The sequence below is a fragment of the Methylocystis rosea genome (assembly GCF_003855495.1).
Classification (GTDB): Bacteria; Pseudomonadota; Alphaproteobacteria; order Rhizobiales; family Beijerinckiaceae; genus Methylocystis; species Methylocystis rosea_A.
Genome location: NZ_CP034086.1, coordinates 1,920,135 through 1,942,991 on the forward strand (window position 1 = coordinate 1,920,135; position 22,857 = coordinate 1,942,991).

The 22,857-nt window shown below is 64.3% G+C and carries 20 protein-coding genes and 1 other RNA gene; 2 read left to right on the plus strand and 19 right to left on the minus strand.

Translation table 11 applies throughout. The annotated features are described in order from the left end of the window. Positions 1-115 precede the first annotated feature (115 nt). The 18 genes from ftsZ to rnpB all read right to left on the minus strand — a co-directional run bounded on the left by ftsZ (position 116) and on the right by rnpB (position 20,296). A complete protein-coding gene (ftsZ, locus tag EHO51_RS09350; RefSeq protein WP_124738658.1) occupies positions 116-1,750 on the minus strand; it encodes a cell division protein FtsZ in 1,635 nt (544 codons plus the stop codon). Positions 1,751-1,897: 147 nt separating this feature from the next. Further along, entirely contained in the window at positions 1,898-3,181 is a 1,284-nt protein-coding gene (gene ftsA / locus EHO51_RS09355) for a cell division protein FtsA (protein ID WP_432431905.1), read from the minus strand. A 31-nt stretch (positions 3,182-3,212) separates the two neighbouring features. Continuing rightward, positions 3,213-4,013 carry a cell division protein FtsQ/DivIB gene (locus tag EHO51_RS09360; protein WP_245434535.1) on the minus strand — a complete coding sequence of 267 codons (801 nt, stop codon included), beginning with the start codon at positions 4,011-4,013 and terminating at the stop codon, positions 3,213-3,215. Positions 4,014-4,195: 182 nt separating this feature from the next. Then, positions 4,196-5,119, minus strand: coding sequence for a D-alanine--D-alanine ligase (locus EHO51_RS09365; protein WP_124738661.1), 924 nt, complete (start codon positions 5,117-5,119; stop codon positions 4,196-4,198). Positions 5,120-5,428: 309 nt separating this feature from the next. Beyond that, a complete protein-coding gene (gene murB, locus EHO51_RS09370) occupies positions 5,429-6,349 on the minus strand; it encodes a UDP-N-acetylmuramate dehydrogenase (protein ID WP_124738662.1) in 921 nt (306 codons plus the stop codon). A gap of 29 nt (positions 6,350-6,378) precedes the next feature. Further along, complete coding sequence (locus tag EHO51_RS09375) at positions 6,379-6,816, minus strand: type II toxin-antitoxin system VapC family toxin (protein WP_124738663.1); 438 nt, start codon at positions 6,814-6,816, stop codon at positions 6,379-6,381. Next, complete coding sequence (locus EHO51_RS09380) at positions 6,809-7,090, minus strand: ribbon-helix-helix protein, CopG family (protein ID WP_124738664.1); 282 nt, start codon at positions 7,088-7,090, stop codon at positions 6,809-6,811. Before EHO51_RS09380 ends, EHO51_RS09375 begins: the two co-directional genes overlap by 8 nt. A gap of 234 nt (positions 7,091-7,324) precedes the next feature. Beyond that, positions 7,325-8,731, minus strand: coding sequence for a UDP-N-acetylmuramate--L-alanine ligase (murC, locus tag EHO51_RS09385; protein ID WP_124738665.1), 1,407 nt, complete (start codon positions 8,729-8,731; stop codon positions 7,325-7,327). A gap of 1 nt (position 8,732) precedes the next feature. Continuing rightward, complete coding sequence (gene murG, locus EHO51_RS09390; protein ID WP_124738666.1) at positions 8,733-9,842, minus strand: undecaprenyldiphospho-muramoylpentapeptide beta-N-acetylglucosaminyltransferase; 1,110 nt, start codon at positions 9,840-9,842, stop codon at positions 8,733-8,735. 13 nt (positions 9,843-9,855) lie between these two features. Continuing rightward, a complete protein-coding gene (locus tag EHO51_RS09395) occupies positions 9,856-11,010 on the minus strand; it encodes an FtsW/RodA/SpoVE family cell cycle protein (protein WP_124738667.1) in 1,155 nt (384 codons plus the stop codon). Continuing rightward, entirely contained in the window at positions 11,007-12,434 is a 1,428-nt protein-coding gene (murD, locus tag EHO51_RS09400; RefSeq protein ID WP_124738668.1) for a UDP-N-acetylmuramoyl-L-alanine--D-glutamate ligase, read from the minus strand. The genes EHO51_RS09395 and murD overlap by 4 nt, the downstream gene beginning before the upstream one ends. Positions 12,435-12,436: 2 nt before the next feature. Continuing rightward, the gene (gene mraY, locus EHO51_RS09405) at positions 12,437-13,519 is read right to left on the minus strand and encodes a phospho-N-acetylmuramoyl-pentapeptide-transferase (RefSeq protein ID WP_124738669.1); all 1,083 of its coding nucleotides are present in this window, start codon (positions 13,517-13,519) and stop codon (positions 12,437-12,439) included. A 9-nt stretch (positions 13,520-13,528) separates the two neighbouring features. Then, positions 13,529-14,947, minus strand: coding sequence for a UDP-N-acetylmuramoylalanyl-D-glutamyl-2,6-diaminopimelate--D-alanyl-D-alanine ligase (locus EHO51_RS09410; RefSeq protein ID WP_124738670.1), 1,419 nt, complete (start codon positions 14,945-14,947; stop codon positions 13,529-13,531). Continuing rightward, positions 14,944-16,395, minus strand: a complete 1,452-nt coding sequence (locus EHO51_RS09415; protein ID WP_124738671.1) for a UDP-N-acetylmuramoyl-L-alanyl-D-glutamate--2,6-diaminopimelate ligase — start codon at positions 16,393-16,395, stop codon at positions 14,944-14,946. The genes EHO51_RS09410 and EHO51_RS09415 overlap by 4 nt, the downstream gene beginning before the upstream one ends. Beyond that, positions 16,395-18,170, minus strand: a complete 1,776-nt coding sequence (locus tag EHO51_RS09420; protein ID WP_124738672.1) for a peptidoglycan D,D-transpeptidase FtsI family protein — start codon at positions 18,168-18,170, stop codon at positions 16,395-16,397. The genes EHO51_RS09415 and EHO51_RS09420 overlap by 1 nt, the downstream gene beginning before the upstream one ends. Beyond that, positions 18,167-18,580 carry a cell division protein FtsL gene (ftsL, locus tag EHO51_RS09425; RefSeq protein ID WP_018408853.1) on the minus strand — a complete coding sequence of 138 codons (414 nt, stop codon included), beginning with the start codon at positions 18,578-18,580 and terminating at the stop codon, positions 18,167-18,169. The genes EHO51_RS09420 and ftsL overlap by 4 nt, the downstream gene beginning before the upstream one ends. After that, positions 18,580-19,584, minus strand: a complete 1,005-nt coding sequence (gene rsmH, locus EHO51_RS09430) for a 16S rRNA (cytosine(1402)-N(4))-methyltransferase RsmH (RefSeq protein WP_164479447.1) — start codon at positions 19,582-19,584, stop codon at positions 18,580-18,582. The genes ftsL and rsmH overlap by 1 nt, the downstream gene beginning before the upstream one ends. A gap of 331 nt (positions 19,585-19,915) precedes the next feature. Next, an RNA gene (rnpB, locus tag EHO51_RS09435) (RNase P RNA component class A) lies at positions 19,916-20,296 on the minus strand. 167 nt (positions 20,297-20,463) lie between these two features. Here rnpB and smbP point away from each other — a divergent pair. Together smbP and EHO51_RS09445 are read left to right on the plus strand one after the other, a co-directional pair. Next, positions 20,464-20,826 carry a small metal-binding protein SmbP gene (smbP, locus tag EHO51_RS09440; protein ID WP_018408856.1) on the plus strand — a complete coding sequence of 121 codons (363 nt, stop codon included), beginning with the start codon at positions 20,464-20,466 and terminating at the stop codon, positions 20,824-20,826. 249 nt (positions 20,827-21,075) lie between these two features. Beyond that, on the plus strand, positions 21,076-22,332 hold the full coding sequence (locus EHO51_RS09445; RefSeq protein ID WP_124738674.1) for an NAD(P)/FAD-dependent oxidoreductase: 1,257 nt from the start codon (positions 21,076-21,078) through the stop codon (positions 22,330-22,332). Between the two features lie 23 nt (positions 22,333-22,355). Here the strand turns inward: EHO51_RS09445 and EHO51_RS09450 are convergent, their stop codons facing one another. Beyond that, positions 22,356-22,847, minus strand: coding sequence for a hypothetical protein (locus EHO51_RS09450; protein ID WP_124738675.1), 492 nt, complete (start codon positions 22,845-22,847; stop codon positions 22,356-22,358). Positions 22,848-22,857 lie beyond the last annotated feature (10 nt).

Sequence of the window (22,857 nt, forward strand, 5' to 3'; positions counted from 1 at the left end):
AGCAAATCCGGGCGCCGACGCTCCAGTCACGCTTTCTTACAGTTTGTTACAAGACCCGGCGGCCAAAATGAAAAGGCCCGCGCGAGGCGGGCCTTTTCCGATTGTCGAGAATGTTTCAGTGGTTGGCTTGGCGACGCAGGAAGGCCGGGATCTCCAGATGATCCTCCTCGGACGGGCGCGGCTGCAGGGCGCGACGACCATGCGAATCGAGCGCAGCATGTCCCCCGGCGCCGACCGGCGCCGGCGCGGCCGGACGCTTGCCATATTCGGCGTGGGTCGCCGAAGGCTGGCCTGTGGGAGCCATTTGCGGGCGCGGGGCCGGCGCGGCGGGTCCGCCATGCATCGAATCTTCCTGTCGGCTCGCCCCGAAGGAGGCGAGGCGCTCGAAGATCGATTTGCGCCGAGGATCGCCAGCGCCCATCTGCTGACGCAGCTGTTCCTGGATGGGCTGGGGAAAATCCTCGAGCTGAGGCATGCGCGGCGCACGCGGCTGCTCGGGGGCCGGGGGCACATAGGCGACCGCCGGCGCTTCGTGACGCTCGGCTTCGAATCTCGGCTCGCCATAGGCGAGACGCGGCGGCGCCGGCTCGAGATAAATGCCATGCGGCGGCGCCTGCTCAGAATAATAGCCGGCTGCAGCCTGCGGCTCTTCGCGATGACGCAGGACCGGCGCGGCCTCGACGGCCGGCGCCTGCTGAGCGCGCGCCTGCTGCAATTGGGCGCGCAGGCGCTCGGCGGCCTCGGCGAGACGCGATTCGCTCGTCGGATCATCGGCCGTGATGGCGGTCAGGTCGATGCCCGTCGCGACGACGGAGACGCGCACCACGCCCTCAAGCGACGAGTCGAATGTCGCGCCCAGAATGATGTTGGCGTCCTCGTCGACCTCCTGGCGAATGCGGCTCGCCGCCTCGTCGACTTCGTAGAGGGTCAGATCGTGGCCGCCGGTGATCGAGATCAGCAGGCCGCGCGCGCCCTTCATCGACACTTCGTCAAGCAGCGGATTGGCAATCGCGGCTTCCGCGGCAAGATTGGCGCGATTTTCGCCCGTGGCTTCGCCGGTGCCCATCATCGCCTTGCCCATGCCACGCATGATCGAGCGGACGTCAGCAAAATCGAGATTGATGAGGCCTTCCTTGACCATCAAATCCGTAACCGACGCGACTCCCGAATAGAGAACCTGGTCGGCCATGGCGAAGGCGTCGGCGAAGGTCGTCTTCTCCGTGGCGATGCGGAAGAGATTCTGATTCGGGATGACGATCAGCGTATCGACGCATTTTTGCAGTTCGGAGATGCCCGATTCGGCGATGCGCAGGCGCCGCTGACCTTCAAAATGGAACGGCTTGGTGACGACGCCGACGGTGAGAATGCCCATTTCGCGCGCGATCTGGGCGATCACCGGCGCAGCGCCCGTGCCGGTGCCGCCGCCCATGCCGGCGGTGACGAAGCACATATGCGCGCCGGAGAGATGCTCGCGAATTTCTTCGCGCGCTTCTTCCGCCGCGGCGCGGCCGACTTCCGGCTGAGCGCCGGCGCCCAGTCCTTCCGTCACCTGCAGGCCCATTTGAATGATTCGCTCGGCCTGCGACGACGCGAGCGCCTGGGCGTCAGTATTGGCGACAAGGAAATCGACGCCCGACAGACCGGAGGTGATCATATTGTTGACGGCGTTGCAGCCGCCGCCGCCGACGCCGCAAACCATGATGCGGGGCTTCAATTCCCTGAGTTCGGGAGCTTTAAGGTTGATCGTCATCTGCCAGGCCTCTCACCAATGCGTTCACAACTCGGCGCCCGTTGTCCTTCGCCCTTGGACGCCCGGTCGCCGAACGCGTCGTCCTTGGCAATCATCCCCGGCGTGTCGAAGCGCGCGCCGGGTCGAAAGAATCACTTTCACGCGATACTAGAAGCTTTCTCTTAACCATCTCCCTACGCGCGAGATGTATCCGTCAGTTCCCGTCGCCGCGCGCTCGATCCGGCGCGGCTCGAAATATTCGTGCGCGGCGACTTGCGGATAGACGAGCAGCCCGGCCGCGGCCGCGAAGGCGGGGCTCTTGGAGGAATCCGGCAAGCCCTCGACACCGATCGGACGTCCGACCCGAACCTGTCCGCCGAGAATGCGGCGCGCCGCCTCGGCGACGCCTGTGAGCTGGCTCGCGCCGCCCGTCAGCACGATACGACGGCCAGGACCGCTCGGATGGCCGGCCTTCGCCAAGCGATCGCGCAGGAACTCCAGCGTTTCCTCTATTCGCGGGCGAATGATGCGCACGAGATGCGATTTAGGCGCATGCGCCTTGTGATCGCTCTCGCCGACGTGATCGAAGGAAATGGTTTCGCGCTCGTCTGATGTCGAAGCGATCGCCGAGCCGTGAAAGGTCTTCAGCCGCTCCGCGTCGGAGAGCCGCGCGTCGAGTCCGCGCGCGATGTCCATGGTGACGTGGGCGCCGCCAAGCGTGACGGCGTCAAGGTGAATCATCTCGCCCCTGGCGAAGACGGCTACGGACGTGGATCCAGCGCCCATGTCGATGACCACGACGCCCATCTCGGCCTCGTCCGGCTCGAGCGTGGAGAGTCCGGCGACGTAAGGCGCGGCGGCCATGGCTTCGACGCTGAGATGGCTGCGCTCGACGGCGACGAGAAGATTGCGGGCGGCGGCCTGATCGCAGGTCGCGACGTGGAGATCGACCGCGAGCTCTTCGCCGATCATGTCTTTAGGCTCTCGGATGCCGGACACGCCGTCGAGCGAAAAGCCCGTCGGCAGCGAGTGCACGGCGACGCGGCCGCGAGCGAGATGATGCGCGGCCGAAGCCTCTAGAACCCGATGAATGTCGTGTTCGGCGACTTCCCGGCCGCCGATGACGCGTTTTGCCTGAAAATGCTGCGAGGACAGTCGGCCGCCCGACGCCGTGACAAGGACGCGCTCCACCTGCATGCCGGCCATGCGCTCGGCGGCGTCGACGGTTTGCCGGATCGCGGCGTCGGCGGCGTCCATGTCGACCACGAGGCCGTTCTTCACGCCCAGAGAGCGCTGATGGCCAATGCCAACGACGCGAACGCGATGCGTGCGCCAGTCGCCGGGCGCGACCGCGCCAAGCGGGGTCAGCCGAGCGATCAGGCAGGCGATCTTCGACGTGCCGACGTCAAGCGCCGCGAACGTCGCGGAGCGACGCGGCGAGAGCGGCTTCATGCGCGGTGGGACACCAGGGGAAATCATGCAGCTAACCACCACTCTTGGTCGACTTGCGCGGCGCAAGCTGCGCTTCGCGCGCCGCAGCGGCCTCTTCGGTCAGCCTGACGCTGACGCGGTCGGGAATGCGCAAGTCGATGAACATGACGTCCTTGTCGAGGATCCGCGCCTCTCGCTGCAGCCGCGCGAGCGTCTCCAGCGCGCCGGATGGATCAATCTCCGGCAGTTTCACCGTGACGCCATTCGTCACCTCGAAGTTCCAGCGGCGTCCCGCGACGAGCACGCCGGCCTTGATGCGATGCGCAAGGTCGCCGGCCTTCGTCATCAGCATGAGAAATTCGAGCAGCCGCTTCTGCGCGCCCTCGCCGACGACGAACGGCAAACCGAGATAGCGCTGGTCGCGCAACTCATCGATCGGCACGCCGTCTTCGGAAATGACGGCGACGCGTCCGTCGCGCTGCCACAAGGCGCTTGGCTGCCGCTCTTCGATCGCGACGACCAAGCGATCGGGATACAGCTTCATCACCCGCGCGGTTTTGACGAGGGGGACCTGCATCAGCCGGTCGCGCACCGCCGTCGCATCGAGAAAGGGCAAGGAGTTTCGCGGGCCGACGCCCGCGGCGTCGAGAAGTTCGCGTTCGGTCAAACGCGATTGACCGGTGATGGTGACGGCGGAAATCGGAAACCCGGCGGCGCGCGCCGCGATGTCGTAGAGCTCGCCCTCACTTGCGACGAGAGCGGCGTAGCCGCCGTTCTCGACGAATCCCGCCGCGCCGATCGCGGCGAAGAGCGCTAGCGTCGCCAGAGCGCCGACGCCGGGACGGCCCAGCAAGGCGAGGCGCGAAAGGAGGCGTTCACCGCGGGTTCTTCGCGCCGACGCGCGCGGAGCGACCGCCGCGGCGACGGGAACGGCTGCCGGCGGCGGGGAGGACGCAACGGCGGCCGCCGCCAAGGCGTATGGGGCTTCTCCGGGAACGATGGGGACGAGCGAGTGCCGAGCCGAAAATGACTCTCTCAACGATCGCAGGATGCGTCTTCCACCATCCATCTGACCAACTCGCCGAATGAAAAACCTGCGTATGCCGCCATTTCTGGCACGAGCGAGGTCTCCGTCATTCCCGGCTGCGTGTTCACTTCCAATACGACGAGCTCGCCCGTACCTCCGGGGCGGTCGTCGTATCGGAAGTCCGCGCGGCTTACGCCGCGACAGCCGAGAGCTCGGTGAGCCTCAAGGGCCAAATGTTGGACCTCTTGGTAAATATTCTGTTTAAGATTTGCCGGAAGGACGTGTTTCGAGCCGCCCTTGGCGTATTTCGCGTGATAATCGTACCAGCCGCCGTCGGCAGCGAGAATTTCGATCACGTCGAGAGCCTTGTCGTTCATGACCGCGCATGTGAGTTCGCGCCCGGCGATGAACTGCTCCGCGAGCATCATGTCGCCATGAGTCCAATCCTCACGCCATAATTCCTGCGGGGGATGCTCTTGGCCCTCGCTGACGATGAAGACGCCGAAGGAGGAGCCTTCGGAAACGGGCTTGAGGACATATGGAAGGGGCAGCGCGTGCGCTTTGGCGGCGTCGAGCCTGTGCAGAACGCGCCCTTTTGGCGTCGGAACGCCGGCCGCCGCCATCACCGTCTTCGCGATATCCTTTTTCATCGCCACCGAAGAGGCGAGCACGCCCGAGTGCGTGTAGGGGATGCGCAGAAGCTCCAGCGCGCCCTGAATGCAGCCGTCCTCGCCAAACTTGCCATGAAGCGCGTTGAAGGCGACATCGGGTTTGAGCGCCGCAAGAACATTTGCGACGTCATGCCCCGCGTCGACGCGGGACACTTGAAATCCCTGCTCTTCGAGGGCTTTCGCGCAGGCTTCGCCCGAGCGCAAGGAAATTTCGCGTTCGGCGGAGAGTCCGCCCATCAGAACGGCGACGTGCTTGGTCATGTGCTCTCGACTTGAAAAATGCCAACTAGAGTTCCGAATAGGCGGCTTCGTCGGCTTCCGAAGCCCATTCGGCGAATGTGGCGAAAGGACAGAATGAGTCGCTTAACGCGCCTGACGCTGGCGAAACTCGATCTTTGACCGAAGGACTCTTCTTCGGTCCTTGCTCGTCGCCGCCTTTCGACGTGGCCGCCGTTTCAGTAGCGTCCGAGAATCTGTGCGATCTATTTCGAGGCGGCACGGCGGGAATCTCCTCAAGCGTCCACGCTAAGATCTCAGCAGCGACTCCGCAATCTTCTGGCGCCATTCATCTCAAGCGACGCCTATACGCTTGATTTCCCAATGTAGTTCGACGCCGCTCGTTTCGCGCACGCGCCGGCGCACCTCTTCGCCAAGCGCCTCGATGTCGGCGGCGCTCGCACGCCCCCGATTGATGAGAAAATTGCAATGCATTTCGCTCACCTGCGCATCGCCGACGACGAGTCCGCGACAGCCGGCCGCATCAATCAATTGCCATGCCTTGCGGCCGTCAGGATTCTTGAAAGTCGAGCCGCCGGTCTTTTCCTTGATCGGCTGCGAGGCCTCACGCGCCGCGGTGATGCGATCCATCTCGGCGATGATCGTCGCCGGATCGCCGGGACGTCCCTGGTAAAGCGCCTGCGTGAAGATCACATCGTCGGGGGCGGAACAATGGCGATAGGAATAGCCCATGTCGGCGACGCCAAAGACGCGGACGTCGCCGGCGCGGTCGACGCCGCGCGCTTCAATCAGCGCGTCCTTGGTCTCGCCGCCATGCGCGCCGGCGTTCATGCGCAACGCGCCGCCGATCGCGCCGGGAATGCCGCGATAGAAGGCGAGTCCGTCAACGCCCGCTTCGGCGGCCGCGCGCGCGGCCTTCACGTCGGGGACCGCGGCGCCGACGCGCAGCCTGCAGCCGTCCTCGACGACGATCTCGCCAAAACCCTTGGCCGACAGGCGTATGACCACGCCTTCGACGCCGCCGTCGCGCACGATCAGATTGGAGCCAAGGCCGACGACGGATACGGGAATCTCTCGCGGCAATCGCGCGAGGAAATAGGCGAGATCGGCTTCGTCGGCCGGCATGAACAGGATCTGCGCCGGCCCGCCGACGCGGAACCATGTGTAAGGCGCGAGCGGCTCATTCGCCGTGATGCGCCCGCGCAATTGCGGCATCGTGGCCGTTATATCAGCGGAGATATCGGGGAAGGTCATGTGCGGCTTTCGGCTTGATCGGCGCTACGTCACAGTTCCGCGATTTGGATGACACGCACGCCATGACCCGAGCGGAAGCGGCGATCGTTCGTGACGAAGATATCGCATTGCGAGGCCAACGCTGTTCGAAAATGCACCGCGTCTATCAGTCTTAGGCCGAGATCGGCGCCGAGGCGCGCCGCCCCGACGAGAGTATCGAGGTCCACGGGCCGAATGTCGAAGGTCCTCTCCTCAAAGAACAGTCGATCGTAACCGTTTTCGAGCACCTGACTCTGACGTCTGAAGGCGCCGTAAAAGCATTCCGCAACGCAGATTTCACTCGTGACAAAGGTCGTGTTTCGTTCGATGAGGGCGTACCAGAGGCTGGAGACCTTCGAATAAAACGCCGGATTCGCCTCGATGAAATAGATGACCGAGTTTGCATCGAAATAGGCCCGCCCGCCTTCGACCGGAAGCGTCTCATTCATCGCCGCGGAATTCACGGATGCGCGCGTCGATCTCCTCAATGGATTGCGGTCCGACAAGCCGGTGGCCGATTCCCTCCAGCTCCTTCAGGCGACGAATGCGCTCTTGCGGCGAAGGCTGGGTTTCCTTTTGCACGATGCGCGGAAGAAACTGCTTTAGCGTTTCCTCAACGAGATAAGAACGCGAACGGCGCGTGCGCCGCGCCGCCTCGTCGAGGATTTTACGCGTTTCGTCGGTAAGACGGACGGATGTCGGCGCGGGTGAGGCGGATTTCATGACCCAGATAGGTTTGACTACGATGTAGTCAATTGTAGTAACGATCCTGCGGAAGTCAAATCATGCCACATAATTCACGTCACTTCGTCACGAGCTACGAAGCGTCCAACCCTCCCCCGCTTCGCGGGAGAGGGAGCGGGCCACGCGTTTCGTCCAAGCCCCGCGAACGCCGCTCGTCAGGGTCCTCTCCCGCTTTAGCGGGGAAGGGACAGGGAGGGGGCGAAACCAACGCCATCACCCCTGCCCCGCCGCGAGCTGCTCCGGCAGCGCATAGGCCCATTGCGTGATATTGCCGGCGCCAAGACACACGACATAATCGCCCGGCGCGACGATCTCGCGAACCATCGCCGCCAGCACTTCGGGAGAGGGCAGCCCCATCGCGCGGCGATGGCCATGCGCCTTGATGGCGGACACGAGCGCATCGCGATCAGCGCCCGGAATCGGCTGTTCGCCCGCCGGATAGACGTCGGCGATGATGACCACGTCCGCGTCGTTGAAACAGGTGGCGAAAGCATCGAAAAGCGACTGCAGCCGCGAATAGCGATGCGGCTGCATCAGCGCGACGACCTTGCCCTTGGTGGAGGCGCGCGCCGCGCGCAGCACGGCGGCGATTTCGACGGGATGATGTCCATAGTCGTCGAAAATCTGCACGCCGTTCCATTCGCCCGTCTTGGTGAAGCGCCGCTTCACGCCGCCAAAGCCGGCAAGCGCCTTGCGGATTTGTTCGGGCGACAGGCCGAGCTGATTGGCGACGGCGATCGCCGCCGTCGCGTTCAACGCATTGTGATGGCCCGGCATCGGCAGGACGAGATTTTCGAGATAGATCGCCTGCGACGTCTTGCGGTCGCGCAGCAGCACATTGAACTTCGACACGCCGCCCTCGAGATCGACGTCGAGCAGACGCACGTCGGCCTGCGGATTTTCGCCATAGGTGATGACGCGGCGGTCCTCGATGCGGCCGACGAGCTCCTGCACGGTCGGATGATCGAGGCACATCACCGCGAAGCCGTAGAAGGGAATATTCTCGACGAAGTTGCGGAAGGCTTCCTTGATGGCGTCGAATGTATGGAAATGGTCGAGATGTTCGGGATCGATATTGGTGACGATGGCGACGTCCGCCGGCAGTTTGAGAAACGTGCCGTCGCTTTCGTCGGCCTCCACCACCATCCAGTCGCCGGCGCCAAGACGCGCATTCGTGCCATAGGCGTTGATGATGCCGCCGTTGATCACGGTCGGATCGAGGCCGCCGGCGTCGAGCAGCGTCGCAACGAGCGAGGTCGTCGTCGTCTTGCCATGCGTGCCGGCGATGGCGACGCATTGCTTGAGGCGCATCAACTCGGCCAGCATTTCGGCGCGACGCACGACCGGCAGACGTTTTTCGCGCGCCAAGACAAGTTCGGGATTGTCGCGCTTGATCGCGGTGGAGACGACGACCACTGCGGCTTCGCCGAGGTTTTTCGCGTCATGTCCGATGCTGATCGTCGCGCCCTTTTCGACGAGACGCTTGACGTTGGCGTTCTCGGCCGCGTCAGATCCCTGCACCTTGTAGCCGAGATTGAGCAGCACTTCGGCGATTCCAGACATGCCGATGCCGCCGATGCCGACGAAGTGAATCGGGCCCAACTCTTTCGGCAGTTTCATCCTAGCTCCGTTTCGTAGCGCCTGTCCGCGCCACGTCGATGATCAGATCGGCGAGACGATCGGCGGCGTCGGCGACGCCGACGCTCTTTGCGGCTTCGGCGCGCGTCGCGAGTTGCGCCGGCGCATTGATGAGTTCACAAAGCCGCCGCGTCAAAAACTCCGGCGTGAAGTCGCTCTGGCGCACGGTTTCGGCGCCGCCCGCCGCTTCGAGAAAAGCCGCGTTCGCCGCCTGGTCCTGGTCGAGCGCATGCGGCAACGGCACCAGCATCGCCGGTCGCCCGACGACCGCGAGCTCCGAGACCGTCGACGCGCCGGCGCGGGTGATGACGAAATGCGCCGCAGCGAGCCGCGCCGGGAAGTCGGCGAAAAAGGGCGCAATCTCGGCGTCGACCCCAGCGCCGGCGTAGATCGCCTCGACCCGCGCGATATCTTCGGGACGCGCCTGTTGAACGACAGAAATTTTCGCCCGCAGCGCGTCGGGGAGCGCCGCGACGGCCGCCGGCGCGATGTCCGCCATAACGCGGGCGCCCTGAGAGCCGCCGGCGACGAGCAGCCGGAACATTCCATCGTCGAACGAAGGATAGGGAGTCTTGGCGGCCTCGAGCACATTGGGACGCACGGGATTGCCGGTGACGACGACCTTGCTTTGCAAGGCTGCGGGCACGGCCAGAGTCGGCAGGCCGGCGGCGATCCTGTCGACGCGGCCGGCGAGGAAGCGATTGGCCTTGCCCATGACGCCATTCGCTTCATGCAAAGCGCTCGGCACGCCGATATAGGACGCCGCAAGCAAGGGCGGAACGGTCGGGTAGCCGCCGAAACCGATCACCGCGGCCGGCTTGACCTGGCGCAGCAGCGCGACAGCCTGCGCAGTTCCAAGGGCAAGACGCGCGACCGCCTGAGCCTTGGCGAGCAGCGAGCCGCCCCGCGGCGTGCCGGCAGGAATCACATGCAGGGCTCGCGCCGGAAAGGCGCCGCCGTAGCGCAGGGCGCGCTCCTCGGTGACGAGCTCCACCGCCAGCCCGCGGGCGGCGAGCGCATGCGCAAGCGCCTCGGCCGGAAAAAGATGGCCGCCGGTGCCGCCGGCGGCGAGGAGAATCGGCGAATCGATCATACTGAGGCTTTTATCACGCGGCGGCGGGCGCGCCCGTCGCGGCGAGCTCACTTAGCACGCGGGACCGCGGCCGCTTACGCGTGACGGCGAGCAGAAAGCCCATGCCGAGCGACAGCGAAATAAGCGAAGAGCCGCCATAGGAGACGAAGGGCAGCGTCATGCCCTTAGCGGGCATGAGATGCACGTTCACCGCCATATTGATGCAGCTCTGCAGGCCAAACAGCATCACGAGTCCCGCCGTCGCAAAACGGCAGAAGGGATCGCTGTTGCGCGCCGCCGAAAACAGCCCCCGCACCACGACGAAGGCGAAGACCCCGGCAAGCGCGATGCAGACAAGGACGCCGAATTCCTCGCCGATGACCGCGAAGATGAAATCGGTGTGGGAGTCGGGCAGGATTCGCTTGATGACCCCTTCGCCTGGGCCCTTGCCGAACCACGAACCTGCGATGAAGCTTTCAAGCGCCGTCTCCGACTGGAAATTCGCGGGCACGCCTGCGACCGGCGGCGGCGGCTCCAAAAAGGATTCGATACGCGCGTGGACGTGCGGCACGAACTTGTAGGCGAGCAGCGCCGAGACGCCGCCAACCCCGCCCAAACCGACAACCCAGATCCAGTGCAAGCCGGCCATGAAAAACAGCGCCGCCCAGACAATCGAAATCAGCATCGTCTGGCCGAAATCAGGCTGCAGCATCAGCGGCGCGATCGCGATCGGCAGCAGCAGAAGCGCGATCAGATTGCCTGGAACATCCTTGCGACGCGCCCCTTCGGAGAAGGCCCAGGCGACGAGCACGACGAAGGCCGGCTTCAAAAATTCCGACGGCTGAACGCCGAAGATCCATCGCTTCGCGCCCTTCACTTCCTGACCGTAGAAGATGGTGGCGAAGACAAGCGCGAGAGAGACGACGAAAATCACCAGCGCCAGTCGGCGCACGTGACGCGGCGAAAGAAACGACGTCGCAATCATCAAGACGAGCGCCGGCAGAAGATACAGCACTTGCCGGTTGACGAAGTGGAAGGTCGGCAGATGCAGCCGCTCCGCGACGGGCGGGCTGCCGGCCATGGCGAAGACGAGTCCCGCGACGATCAGCAGCGCGAGGCTTGCAAGCAGCCAGCGATCCACTGTCCACGCCCAGTCGGAGAATAAGGATCGTTCGGCGCGCGAGATCATGTCAGCTCTCCTTTTCGCGCCGCGATCACGGCGGGAAGCCCTTCGACGAGGCCGCGAAACGCGTCGCCCCGCGCCTCGAAATTGGCGAACTGGTCATAGGAGGCGCAGGCCGGCGACAGCAGCACGACCGGCTCCGGCGCGCCTTCGGCGAGCGCGTCGAGCGCCGCGCGCGTCGTCGCGACGTCAAGCGTTCCGCAATGTTCGAAAGGCAGCGCGCCTTCCAGCGTGCGCGCAAAATTCTCGGCGGCCTCGCCGATCAGATAGGCTTTGCGGATGCGCGAGAAATGCGGACGCAGCGGTTCGACGCCGCCCTCTTTCGATCGGCCGCCGAGAATCCAGTAGATATCGGTAAAGCTCACCAAGGCCTTTTCGGCGGCGTCGGCGTTGGTCGCCTTCGAGTCGTTTACGAAAAGCGTGCGCTCGATGCGCCGGACCTCCTCCATCCGATGCGGCAGGCCGGGGAAGCTCAACAATCCGCGCAAGATCTCGTCGTCGTCCAATCCGCATTCCCACGCGGCGGCGGCGGCAAAGGCGGCGTTCTGCGCATTATGCGCGCCGCGAAGCGCGCGCGCGCCGTCGAGCGAACCGATCAGCTCAGCTTCCTCGGGCGGATGTCCCTGCTCGCGGAAATAAACGCTTCGATCCTCGACATAGAACCCCCAGTCGAGCGCACGCTTCCCGGAGACGGGCACGACGCGCCGCTCGGGGGACTCGGCTTCAACGAGGCGCGCGCCGATCGCATGGCAATAGGCGTCGTCGACGCCGATCAGAGCCACTTCCGCCGCGGCGACGAGCCGCTCCTTAATCGCTGCGTAATTTTCGATTGTCCCGTGACGATCGATATGATCCGGCGTGATGTTGATCAGCACGCCGATGGTCGGCGCCAGCGAGGGCGCGAGATCAATCTGGAACGACGAGCATTCGATAACGTGAATGCGCTCATCGGACGGCGGCTCGAGGTCGAGAATCGGCACGCCGATGTTGCCGCCGAGCTGAACGTCGCGGCCGGCCTCGCGCAAGATATGCGCGATCAGCGCCGTGGTCGTCGATTTGCCGTTTGTGCCGGTGATGGCGATGAAAGGCGATCCCCCGGCGCGCGCTTCGCGTTCGCGGCAGAACAGTTCGACGTCGCCGATGATCTCGACTCCGGCGGCTTTCGCCGCCTGCACCGTCCAATGCGGCTCGGGATGGGTCAGCGGCACGCCGGGAGAGAGAATGAGCGCGTCGAAGCCGCTCCAATCCGCCGCCGCGAGATCCTCGAGCGCTACGCCTTGCGCGACGGCCTTGAGTCGGCCGGCCTCGCCGTCATCCCAGGCGGCGACCTGCGCGCCGCCGGCGATAAGGGCGCGGGCCGTTGACAGACCCGAACCGCCGAGGCCAAAAAGCGCGACGCGCTTGCCCTTGAATGTCTCGACCGGCGTCATCGTCACCTCAGCTTCAAGGTCGAGAGGCCCATCAGGGCCAGGACGAAGGCGATGATCCAGAAGCGGATGACGATCTGCGGCTCCTTCCACCCCTTCTGTTCGAAGTGGTGATGGATCGGCGCCATCAGGAAGATGCGCTTGCCGGTCAGCTTGTAATAGACGACCTGGATGATGACTGACGCGCCTTCGATAACAAAAAGGCCGCCGACGATGACGAGCACGAACTCCTGCTTCACCGCCACCGCCACGGAGCCGACGAGCCCGCCGAGCGCCAGAGAGCCGGTGTCGCCCATGAAGATTTGTGCGGGCGGCGCGTTGAACCACAAAAAGCCGAGCCCTGCGCCGATGAAGGCCGAGCAGACGATCGTCAATTCGCCAACGCCGGCCACGTAATTCACGCCAAGATAATTCGAAAAGATCGAATTGCCGACGAGATAGGCGAAGATCGCAAAGGCGCCGGCGGCGATCATCGACGGCACGATGGCGAGCCCGTCGAGTCCATCGGTAAGATTGACGCAATTGCCCGCGGCGACGATGACGAAGGCGCCAAACAGGATGAAGAGCGGACCCAGCGTCGCGACATAGCCCCGCACCATGGGGATGGCGAGCTTCGTCATGTTGTCGCCGCCGGTTTCCATCAGCGCGTAGCAGGCCAGGCCGGCAATCATAAACTCAAGCGCCAATCGCATCTTGCCCGAGAAGCCGGCGTGCGACTGCTTGGTCACCTTGAGATAGTCGTCATAAAAGCCGATGAGGCCGAAGCTGACGGTGACAAAGAGCACGATCCACACATAGGCGTTGCGCAAATTCGCCCAGAGCAGCGTCGCCGCGACGAGTCCCGAGAGGATCATCAGGCCGCCCATCGTCGGCGTGCCTTTTTTGGTCACGAGATGCGAAGCCGGTCCGTCCTCGCGGATCGGCTGGCCCTTGCCCTGCTTGATGCGCAACGCGGCGATCACGCCCGGACCGAAGAAAAACACAAAGAACAGCGCCGTCGCCGCCCCCATGGCGGCGCGAAAAGTGATGTAACGGAAGACGTTTAGCGGACTGTAAAGATAAGAGAAGTCCGCAAGCAGGGTTAGCATCGTCTCTCCTCAGTTCGCCATTTCGGGGGCGAATACGCTTTTCAAGGCCGAGACGATCCGCGCCATCCGCGAACCATTGGAGCCTTTCACCATCACCACATCGCCGGGACGAACCGCTGCGAGAACGGCCTCTTCCAGCTCCAGCGGCGTCGCCCGATGCGCCGCGCGCATCGAATCAGGCACAGCGTAACTCAAGCGTGACATCAATGGCCCCGAGGTGAATAGCAGGTCGACTTTCGCGCCAATGAGGTCCTGAGCGAGTTCGGCATGCAGTTCGGCCGCCTGCGGCCCGAGCTCCAGCATGTCGCCGAGCACGGCGATGCGCCGGCCTCCAGGTCCTGTCGCCGCGCCGCCGAGCAGCTGCAGCGCTGCCCGCATAGAGGTCGGGTTGGCGTTGTAGCTTTCGTCGATAAGCGTAAACGCGCCGTCTGGCGTCACGATTTTCTCGCGCTGTCCACGTCCGGAGGGAGGCGTGAATTCGCTGAAGGCCGCCGCAGCTTCCTCCAAATCCACGTCGAAAACGACGCCCACGAGCAGCGCCGCGAGCGCGTTCATGGCGATATGCTTGCCTGGGGCGCCGATGCGAAAGCGTAGTCGCCGCTCGAGAATTTCCGCCTCGACCAGCGCGCCTTCGTCGGCGGGCTCGTAAGACAGGAGCCGCGCATGCGCGCCTTCCGTCTCCCCGAACCCAAAGACATGGCTGGCGGTCGGCGCGGCCGCCGCGGCGAGACGCTCGTAAAATCCATCGTCGCGGTTGATGATCGCGACGCCGCCGTCGAGCGCGGAAAAGATTTCGGCCTTGGCGTCCGCAATCTTCTCGATTGATCCGAAATATTCGAGATGAACCGGCGCGATGCGGGTCACGACGGCGACGTGGGGGCGCACCTGAGCGACGAGCGCGGCGATCTCGCCCGCGTGATTCATGCCGAGTTCGAACACGCCAAAGCGCGACTCCGCCGGCATTCGGGCGAGCGTCAACGGCACGCCCCAGTGATTGTTGTAAGACGCCGCCGAGGCATGCGTATCGCCGAACCGCGACAGCATCAGCCGGACCATGTCCTTCGTCGAGGTCTTGCCGACGGAGCCGGTGACGGCGGCGATAAAGGCGGCGCTTCGCTCGCGCGCCCGCGCGCCCAGCGACTCGAGCGACTGCTGCACGTCTCTGACGACGAAAAGCGGTCCGGCGCCAGAAAGCTCAGTCGCATGCGCTTCGTCGATGACCGCGGCCGCCGCGCCTTTCTCAAACGCCATCCGCACGAAGTCGTGACCATCGCGCGTCTCGCCCTTGATCGCGATAAACAGATCGCCGGGCTGAAGGGTGCGGGTATCGATGGAAACGCCGGCGGCTTCGCGCGCAAGGCCGCCGCTCGCACGCGCGCGCAGCGCGCCCACCAGCGCCAATCCCGACCATAACGGCCTCTTGGTCATGGATGATTCTCCTTGAGCGCCTGCGCAATCGCCTCATGATCGGAGAAAGGCAAAACGCGGTCGCCGATGATCTGCCCGGTTTCGTGGCCCTTTCCAGCCACGACGAGCGCATCGCCCGCTTCAAGCCCCGCGACGGCGTTGGCGATCGCCGCGCGCCGGTCTCCGATCTCGATGATGTGCGCCGCGCCGCTGCGGGTTCCTTCGAGAATTTCTGCGCGAATGGCGGCGGCGTCCTCGCTGCGCGGATTGTCGTCCGTGACGATGGCGACATCCGCCGCGCGGGCGACGATGTCCCCCATCAGCGGGCGCTTGCCACGATCACGATCGCCGCCGCACCCGAAGACGACAATCAGGCGTTTTTTTGTCAGCGGCCGTAAAGTGGCGAGCACTTTCTCCAGCGCGTCAGGCTTATGCGCGTAATCTACGAAAATCGGCGCGCCGTTACGCTGACCGACGAGTTCGAGCCGCCCCGGCGCGCCCTTGAGCGCTTCGAGCGCCGCAAAGACTCGCCCCGGATCATCGCCGCTTGCGATGGCCAGCCCCGCGGCGACGAGCGCGTTCGAGACCTGGAAGGCGCCGGCAAGCGGCAGATTGACCTCATAGTCGGCGCCATTATGGCGGAGCCGCAGCGACGTTGCTAAGGCGGACGGCGTCGCCGAAAGGAGCCTTATCGTCTCGCCCTTCGAACCGACGCTCGAAATTGTGAGTCCCCTCACGCGGCAGATTTCGACGACGCGGGAAGCAACGTCGCTGTCGGCGTCGATCACCGCCGTCTGGCCAGGGTGCAGCAGCGTGTCGAAGAGCCGCATCTTCGCCGCGAAATAGTCCTCCATGTCGGCGTGATGGTCGAGATGGTCGCGCGAGAAATTGGTGAAGCCCGCGACGTCGACGCGCATGCCGTCGAGCCGCCGCTGATCGATCCCCAGCGATGACGCCTCCATGGCGAGATGCGTCACGCCGCGTCCGGCAAGTTCGTCCAGCGTTCTGTGCAGTTCGACGGGTCCGGGCGTCGTCAGCGCTCCATAATGCGCGCCGCGAGAATCGACAATCCCGACGGTGCCGAGCGACGCCGCCTCATGTCCAAGCGCGGCCCAGATCTGGCGCAAGAAGGCCACCACTGACGTCTTGCCGCTCGTTCCCGTAACCGCCGCGATCGTCGACGGCTGACGAGAAAAGAACCGCGCCGCGGCGAGGGCCAGGGCGCGCCGAACGTCATCGACGACGACAAGCGGCAGCGGGCTGTCAGCTCTCCGCTGCGCGACGACGACGCAGGCGCCGCGCGACTTAGCGTCGGCGACATAGGACATGCCGTCGCCGGCGTGGCCCGGGATGGCGAAAAAGGCGAAGCCGCTGCGCGCCATTCGACTGTCAGCCGTCAGGCCGGAGACGGCAAGCCCGTGCAAGGCGGGCTCAAGGTCTGGCGTCGCAAGCAGTTCCGAAAGCAGCATCAATGTCCTCCGCCGCCGCGGGCCGGAACATTGGCATAGCCATAACCTAATTTGGCGAGGAGCGGGAAAGGCTGGTGCGGCGGCTCGAAACGCGGCGCAAGGCCGAGAATCGGACCGACGCGCTCGATGATCTCGCCCGTGACATGTCCCGCGTTATAGGCCGCCGTCGCGTAGCCGCCGGTTTCCGGCAAGCCCTGCGGTTCGTCCATGATGGTCAGGAACAGATATTTCGGCTTGTCGGACGGCGCGACGGCCATGAAAGTGTTAAACAGCCGGTTCTTCGAATAATGGCCGTTAACGACCTTTTCCGCGGTGCCGGTTTTGCCGCCGACGAAATAGCCGGGGACGTTCACCTTCCGCGCCGTGCCGATTTCGGCGTTGAGACGCATGAGATAGCGCATCGCCTCACTCGTCTCCGGCCTCACGACGCGTTCGGCGCCCGCCTTCGCTTCCTCCTCGCTGCGCTTGATGAAGGTCGGCGTGATCAGATAGCCGCCATTCATCAGCGCGCCGACGGCCATCATCGCCTGGAGCGGCGCCACCGCAAGGCCATGACCGAAAGCGATGGTCATGGTGTTCAACTCGCCCCAATTTTTCGGCACGATGGGTTCCGCGCTTTCCGGCAGTTCAGTGCGCATGCGCGTGAGCTGGCCCATCTTGCGCAAAAACGCCTTGTGCCGCTCCACGCCCTGCCCCATCGCCATGCGCGCGGTGCCGACATTGGAGGAATAGGTGAAGACCTCTGGCAGTGTGAGCGCGCGATTTTGCGCGTGATAGTCATGGATTTTGAAGCGCCCGAACGAGAGCACGCCGCGCGCGTCAAGCCGTGAATTCAGATTGACCTTGCCCGAGTCGAGCGCCATCGCGATGGTCAGCGCCTTGAAGGTGGAGCCCATCTCATAAACGCCGACGCTCATGCGGTTGATGTGGATAGGATCGAGCGCTTCCGTCGGCTTGTTCGGATCGTAGTCGGGAAGCGACGCGAGCGCGATGACCTCTCCGGTGTTGACGTCCAAGATCGCCGCGGCGCCCGCCTTCGCCTTAAAGTGGGTTACGCCCTTTTCGAGTTCGTCGCGCAACGCATGCGTGACCCGAATGTCGAGCGAAAGCGACACGGGCTTGAGTTCCTCTGGCGTCACGCCGAAGCCGGCGCCGTGCAAATCGGCGAGGCCCTGCCCGTCGATGTATTTCTCGATGCCAGCGATGCCCTGATTGTCCACATTGGCGAAGCCGAGCACATGCGCGCCGATCGGTCCATTGGGATAAACGCGCTTATTTTCGGCGATCAGTCCGACGCCCGGCAGTCCGAGATGGAAGACTTCGTCGCGCTGATGCGTCGTCACCTCGCGCTTCACCCAAACGAAGCCTTTCTTGGAGCCGAGCCGCTCGCGCAAATCGCGGGCGTCGAGGCCAGGCAAAACCGCGGTCAAGAGCTCGGTCGCTTCGTCCTTGTCGATGATGCGGCGCGGCTCGGCGAACACCGACATCACCTTGACGTCGCTTGCAAGCGCCTCGCCGTTGCGATCGATAATGTCCGGACGGGACGCCGCGACCGCCTCCGCTGCGGCGCGCCGCGACGTCGCCGCCTCCGGCTTGAATGCGAGATAGACGAGCTTGATCGAAATCACCGCGTAGAGCGCGAGAAAGGCCAGCGCCGCGAGCCGCATGCGCGACGCGCTCAGCGCGAGACTCGTCGAAAACAGCGCGCGCAGCATCGCGCGTATTTTGCCAACCGGCGGCGGCGAAGGTTGCGTGTCGAGCATTGTCTGCGTCATGGCTTGCGTCGCTGTTGGCTTTGTCCCTGCGCTTTGGGCGTGGTCGTCGGCGCGCTGCCGGGGACGGGCGGCGTCGCTGGCATGCTCAATCCGAGCGCGTCGAGCTTATTGCCGATGGAGTCGACGCGCGGCGATCTCTCGGGAAGCGATTGCGCGGCGACGATCTGCGTCGCTTCAAGCTGTTTCATGCCGGGCAGATAAGCGTCGGCGAGCTGCTGAATGCGCTCAGGCCGCGTCATGTAAGCCCATTCGGCGCGCAGCACCGCAATCGCGTCGCGCTCCTGTCTGATCTCGATCTTGGTCTTTGCGATCTGCTCGGCGCGATAGCTCGTCTGATATTTGATCGAATAGGCGTAAACCGCCGAGCCGACGAGCACGAGAACCGCCACGATATTGAGGAGCCGCAGCATCAGGCTTTTCCCTTGTCGCGATCGGGCAGGCGAGCGAGACGCGCCAGCCTTTCGTCGAGCGGATACGGCGCCGCCGCCGTGCGCGTCGCGTAGCGCAGCTTGGCCGACCGCGCGCGCGGATTGGCCGCCGTCTCGGCGGGCGCAGGCGTCACCGGTTGGCGACCTTCGCAAACGAAGCTTGGCGGCGGCGGCGGCGTTTCGCCGGGAAGCCGGCGCGAGCCGGTTTCGCCGCGGCCGCAGCGTTCGGCGAGAAACTGCTTGACGATACGATCCTCAAGCGAGTGGAACGTCACGACGACAAGACGACCGCCCTCAGTGAGAAGCCGTTCCGCGCCAAGCAGCCCCTTCAGCAATTCCTGAAGCTCGTCGTTGACGGCGATGCGCAGCGCCTGAAAGCTTTTGGTCGCCGGATGAATGTCGCTGGCGCGATTGGGAGCGACGCGCGCGATCATTTCGGCCAGCGCTCTCGTCGTTGTGAAAGGCGCAATCTCGCGGTCGTGGACGATGGCGCGCGCGATCCGCCGCGCGGCGCGCTCCTCGCCATAGAAATAGAGAATGTCCGCGAGCGTCTCCGCATCCGCTTCATTGACGATGTCGGCGGCGCTGCGCCCTCGCCCCTCCATGCGCATGTCGAGCGGACCCTCGGCGCGAAAGGAAAACCCGCGGCCCGCTTGGTCGAACTGCATCGACGAGACGCCAATGTCGAAGACGACGCCGTCGAGCGGGGCGAAGCCTTGCACACGCGCGATGTCCTCGAGCTGAGAAAAGCGCGCTTCGATCAGCGTAAGCCTTTCGCCCATCTCTTGGACGAGCGCGCTGCCGGCTTTCACCGCCGTCTGATCCCGGTCGAAGGCGAGCACGCGCGTTTCCGGCTGCGCTAGGATGGCGCGCGTATAGCCGCCCGCGCCGAAGGTGGCGTCGACATAGCGGCCGCCACGATGGATGCCGAGGGCGGCGATCGCCTCGTCGCGCAGCACCGGAATATGCGTCCCAGCGGACGTCATCATCATGCTCCTCACCAGACGCGCGGCGCGAGGCCGGCGCGATCCTGTGCGCCCGATGAGCGCTGGCTCGTCGAGACGACTCAATTGCGGCTGGGCGGTCTGGATCGACATGGTACCGCGAGGCGTCGGAAGCAGGCTGGTCGCCACGCGCCGATCGGCAACCTGTCCTATTAGGCTTTTTTATCGTTAAGGGAGCGTTTACGGTGGCGCGAATTTGGCGGCCTCAAGGCCGCGCAAAACGAATGACGCAAAGCTTCTGATCCGGCCGAAGCCCCTTGATCGCGGAAGCTATCTCGACCGCTTATCTCCTCGACGAAATACCTCTGATTTAAACGCCAGTCGGCCTGTAAGCCGGGTTCTGTACGTTCTTTGCAGAACGTGACGACCATTCCTCTGGGACGGACGTTGCCGCCCGCCTCTAGCAACCAACCCGGGCGACAGTCCCGGAGACGGGTTGAAGACAAAAAGCTCGCGCTTAAGGCCTTCCGTCGCCCCTATTCGGTCTTGCTCCCGGCGGGGCTTGCCGTGCCCCGAACGTCGCCGTCCGGGCGGTGCGCTCTTACCGCACCCTTTCACCCTTACCGCTTGCGCGGCGGTTTGCTTTCTGTGGCGCTATCCCTGGGGTCGCCCCCGCCGGACCTTATCCGGCGCCGTGTCTCCGTGGAGCCCGGACTTTCCTCTGCCTTTCGGCAGCGGCCGTCCAGCCGACTGGCCTCTTGAGGGATAGGCGCCCTCGCGACGGAATGCAAGAACGGCGTCAAAACGTCGCCTTGGAAAGCTAAGCAATAGTCGCCATCTCTTAAATTGGTTCTTCGCCTTGGCTAATGCTGGGGGGCGCCGAGCCGAGACCAAAGAGAAATGCGATAAGGGAGAATATTAATGCTGTCACGTCGTTCGATTTTCGCCGCTTTAGCCGTCGCGACCGCTTTTCTCGTGACGCCGCATATGGCGTTGGCGCGAAGCGATAGCGAGCATCTGACTCAGGCGATCGAGGAGACCAATGAGGCGATCAAGGAAGGCAAACAGCATAATGCCTCCTCCTTCGCCGAGCATGCGCATAACGCCTGGGATCACGCCAAGGCGGCCAGCGGGGAAGACCCCAAGGGCCACATCAAGACGGCGATGAAGCATCTCAGTCAGGCGCTCAAGACGGCCAAGCGCACCCACCACGCCAGCCGGATTGACAAGGGCGTCCGTCATGCCGAAACCGCGCTCATTCATTTGAAGGCGGCAAATCAATAATGCGATGAGCCGCGATGCGCATGCTGCGCGTCGCGGCTCTCTCAAGCTGAAGCGTACATTCATCGATCCATACGTTGATCATTTTTCCATGCGGGTCGGGACCGCGCCCGCGTCACGCCCTGCACCGTTTGAGTTTGTTGCTTTGCCTGGGCGAGACGGCGTCGGCGAGGCTGGAACCTTGGCGCCTTTGACGGCTTAATCTTGAATCGCTGTCTAAATAGACGACTCGCCTGCCAGGGATGGTTCATCATGCAGCACAGCAGCGCCGCCGACCGCCAACCTCGCGTCGTCATCATCGGCGGCGGCTTCGCCGGTATTGCGGCTGCGCAGGCGCTTGAGGGCGCCGGGGCGCGCATCTTCATCCTCGACAGCAACAATCATCATTGCTTTCAGCCCCTGCTCTATCAGGTGGCGACGGCGGCGCTTGCGTCGCCCGATGTCGCCTGGCCGATACGTCACATCGTGCGGCGCCAGAAGGATGTGACCGTCCTGATGCTCACGGTTGAGAGCGTCGACGCCGCCCGCAAAGTCGTGAAGACCGACAAATGCGAGATCGGCTATGACGTCCTCGTCGTAGCGACAGGAGCCACCCACTCGTACTTCGGTCACAACTGGGGAGGTTTGGCTCCGGGGCTGAAATCCATCTCAGACGCGACGCTCATCCGCCGCCGGTTGCTTCTTGCATTCGAACGCGCAGAAGTCAGCGTTGATCCCGTCGAGCGCGAGAGACTGCTCACCATCATCATTGTCGGGGGCGGTCCGACGGGAGTCGAACTCGCCGGCGCGATTTCCGAACTCGCCCGGCGAACGCTTCCGCCGGAGTTTCGCCGCGCCGATCCACGGAAGGCGCGCATCATTTTGCTCGAGGCGGGGCCCCGCATTCTTGCAAGCTTTTCTGAACGGCTTTCGCACTACGCGCGCGATTCGCTCGAAGCAAAGGGCGTGGAAGTGCGGACGGATACGCCCGTCGACCAGATCTTCGAGGACAGAATTGTCGCTGGAGAAAAGGAGATTCCCGCCGGCGTGATTCTCTGGGCGGCTGGCGTGCGGGCGTCGCCTGCGGCGAACTGGCTGGGCGTTGAAAGCGACAGCGCCGGACGCATTCCGGTGGGCGAAGACCTGACGGTTCCCGGCCTTCCAGATGTCTACGCCATTGGAGATCTCGCCCTTCTGACGAGCGCCGACGGGACGCCTGTTCCGGCGCTCGCCGCTTCCGCCAAGCAAATGGGCAAATACGCCGGACGCGCCATCCGACTCCGTCTGAAAGGGCGCGCCCCACGCAAACTCTTCCGCTATCGGGACTACGGCAATTTGGCGACGATCGGCCGCAACTCGGCGATCGTCAAACTCGGCCGACTGGAATTGACCGGCTTTCCGGGTTGGCTCTTCTGGAGCGTGGTGCACATTTACTTTCTGGTGAATTTGCGCAGCCGCATCCTTGTCGCGATCAGCTGGATCGCGACCTATCTGACGGGCAATCGAGGCTCGCGATTGATTACGCGCTAAGTCAGCGCCGACTTGCTGGGTCGCTACCTTAGCTCTAGCTCTTCTTGGCCGAGAAGCGCGCGAGACGCCGCCGCGCCGCAGGCCAGACCGACCGCCAAAGCGGCAAAGGCCGCAATCATCGAGCGGTCCGACAAGGCGAGCTCCCAGCCCGGCGTGATTCGCTTGGGCGCCACGCCATAGTCGACGGTGGCGGCGATTCCCGACATCATCGCCGCATCTCCGATCAGTTCCAACGTTGAGCGCGGCGGCTGCATCGCGAGCCAGGCCTCGAAGGGCAAGGCCCAGAAGACCGCCGATGCGTGATGCGTCGCGTAGCCCACGGCGGTGTGCGCGGCGTCGACGTCGCGCCGGCCGCGCGATTTGCGCCCCCAAAGCCAGTGGCTGGTGGCGTTGGTGGGCTCGAGCGCGCCCCTGCCTTCGAGCGTCGCGAGCGCCGCGAGAGCTGCGGTGGAGATGACGCTTGCGACGCTTCCCGTCACAAGCGCTGACAGACCGATGCGCGACCATTTTTCCATAAGAGCCTCC

What these genes read in the sequence shown, in the direction of transcription:
- EHO51_RS09415 (WP_124738671.1), bottom strand. Translation starts at nt 16,395, where the DNA reads ATGCTGCTTTCGGAACTGCTTGCGACGCCAGACCTTGAGCCCGCCTTG.
- mraY (WP_124738669.1), bottom strand. Translation starts at nt 13,519, where the DNA reads ATGCTAACCCTGCTTGCGGACTTCTCTTATCTTTACAGTCCGCTAAAC.
- murG (WP_124738666.1), bottom strand. Translation starts at nt 9,842, where the DNA reads ATGATCGATTCGCCGATTCTCCTCGCCGCCGGCGGCACCGGCGGCCAT.
- murB (WP_124738662.1), bottom strand. Translation starts at nt 6,349, where the DNA reads ATGACCTTCCCCGATATCTCCGCTGATATAACGGCCACGATGCCGCAA.
- murC (WP_124738665.1), bottom strand. Translation starts at nt 8,731, where the DNA reads ATGAAACTGCCGAAAGAGTTGGGCCCGATTCACTTCGTCGGCATCGGC.
- EHO51_RS09380 (WP_124738664.1), bottom strand. Translation starts at nt 7,090, where the DNA reads ATGAAATCCGCCTCACCCGCGCCGACATCCGTCCGTCTTACCGACGAA.
- ftsZ (WP_124738658.1), bottom strand. Translation starts at nt 1,750, where the DNA reads ATGACGATCAACCTTAAAGCTCCCGAACTCAGGGAATTGAAGCCCCGC.
- EHO51_RS09410 (WP_124738670.1), bottom strand. Translation starts at nt 14,947, where the DNA reads ATGACCAAGAGGCCGTTATGGTCGGGATTGGCGCTGGTGGGCGCGCTG.
- EHO51_RS09395 (WP_124738667.1), bottom strand. Translation starts at nt 11,010, where the DNA reads ATGATCTCGCGCGCCGAACGATCCTTATTCTCCGACTGGGCGTGGACA.
- ftsL (WP_018408853.1), bottom strand. Translation starts at nt 18,580, where the DNA reads ATGCTGCGGCTCCTCAATATCGTGGCGGTTCTCGTGCTCGTCGGCTCG.
- EHO51_RS09450 (WP_124738675.1), bottom strand. Translation starts at nt 22,847, where the DNA reads ATGGAAAAATGGTCGCGCATCGGTCTGTCAGCGCTTGTGACGGGAAGC.
- EHO51_RS09375 (WP_124738663.1), bottom strand. Translation starts at nt 6,816, where the DNA reads ATGAATGAGACGCTTCCGGTCGAAGGCGGGCGGGCCTATTTCGATGCA.
- smbP (WP_018408856.1), top strand. Translation starts at nt 20,464, where the DNA reads ATGCTGTCACGTCGTTCGATTTTCGCCGCTTTAGCCGTCGCGACCGCT.
- EHO51_RS09365 (WP_124738661.1), bottom strand. Translation starts at nt 5,119, where the DNA reads ATGACCAAGCACGTCGCCGTTCTGATGGGCGGACTCTCCGCCGAACGC.
- ftsA (WP_432431905.1), bottom strand. Translation starts at nt 3,181, where the DNA reads ATGAAGCCGCTCTCGCCGCGTCGCTCCGCGACGTTCGCGGCGCTTGAC.
- EHO51_RS09445 (WP_124738674.1), top strand. Translation starts at nt 21,076, where the DNA reads ATGCAGCACAGCAGCGCCGCCGACCGCCAACCTCGCGTCGTCATCATC.
- EHO51_RS09420 (WP_124738672.1), bottom strand. Translation starts at nt 18,170, where the DNA reads ATGACGCAGACAATGCTCGACACGCAACCTTCGCCGCCGCCGGTTGGC.
- murD (WP_124738668.1), bottom strand. Translation starts at nt 12,434, where the DNA reads ATGACGCCGGTCGAGACATTCAAGGGCAAGCGCGTCGCGCTTTTTGGC.
- rsmH (WP_164479447.1), bottom strand. Translation starts at nt 19,584, where the DNA reads ATGACGTCCGCTGGGACGCATATTCCGGTGCTGCGCGACGAGGCGATC.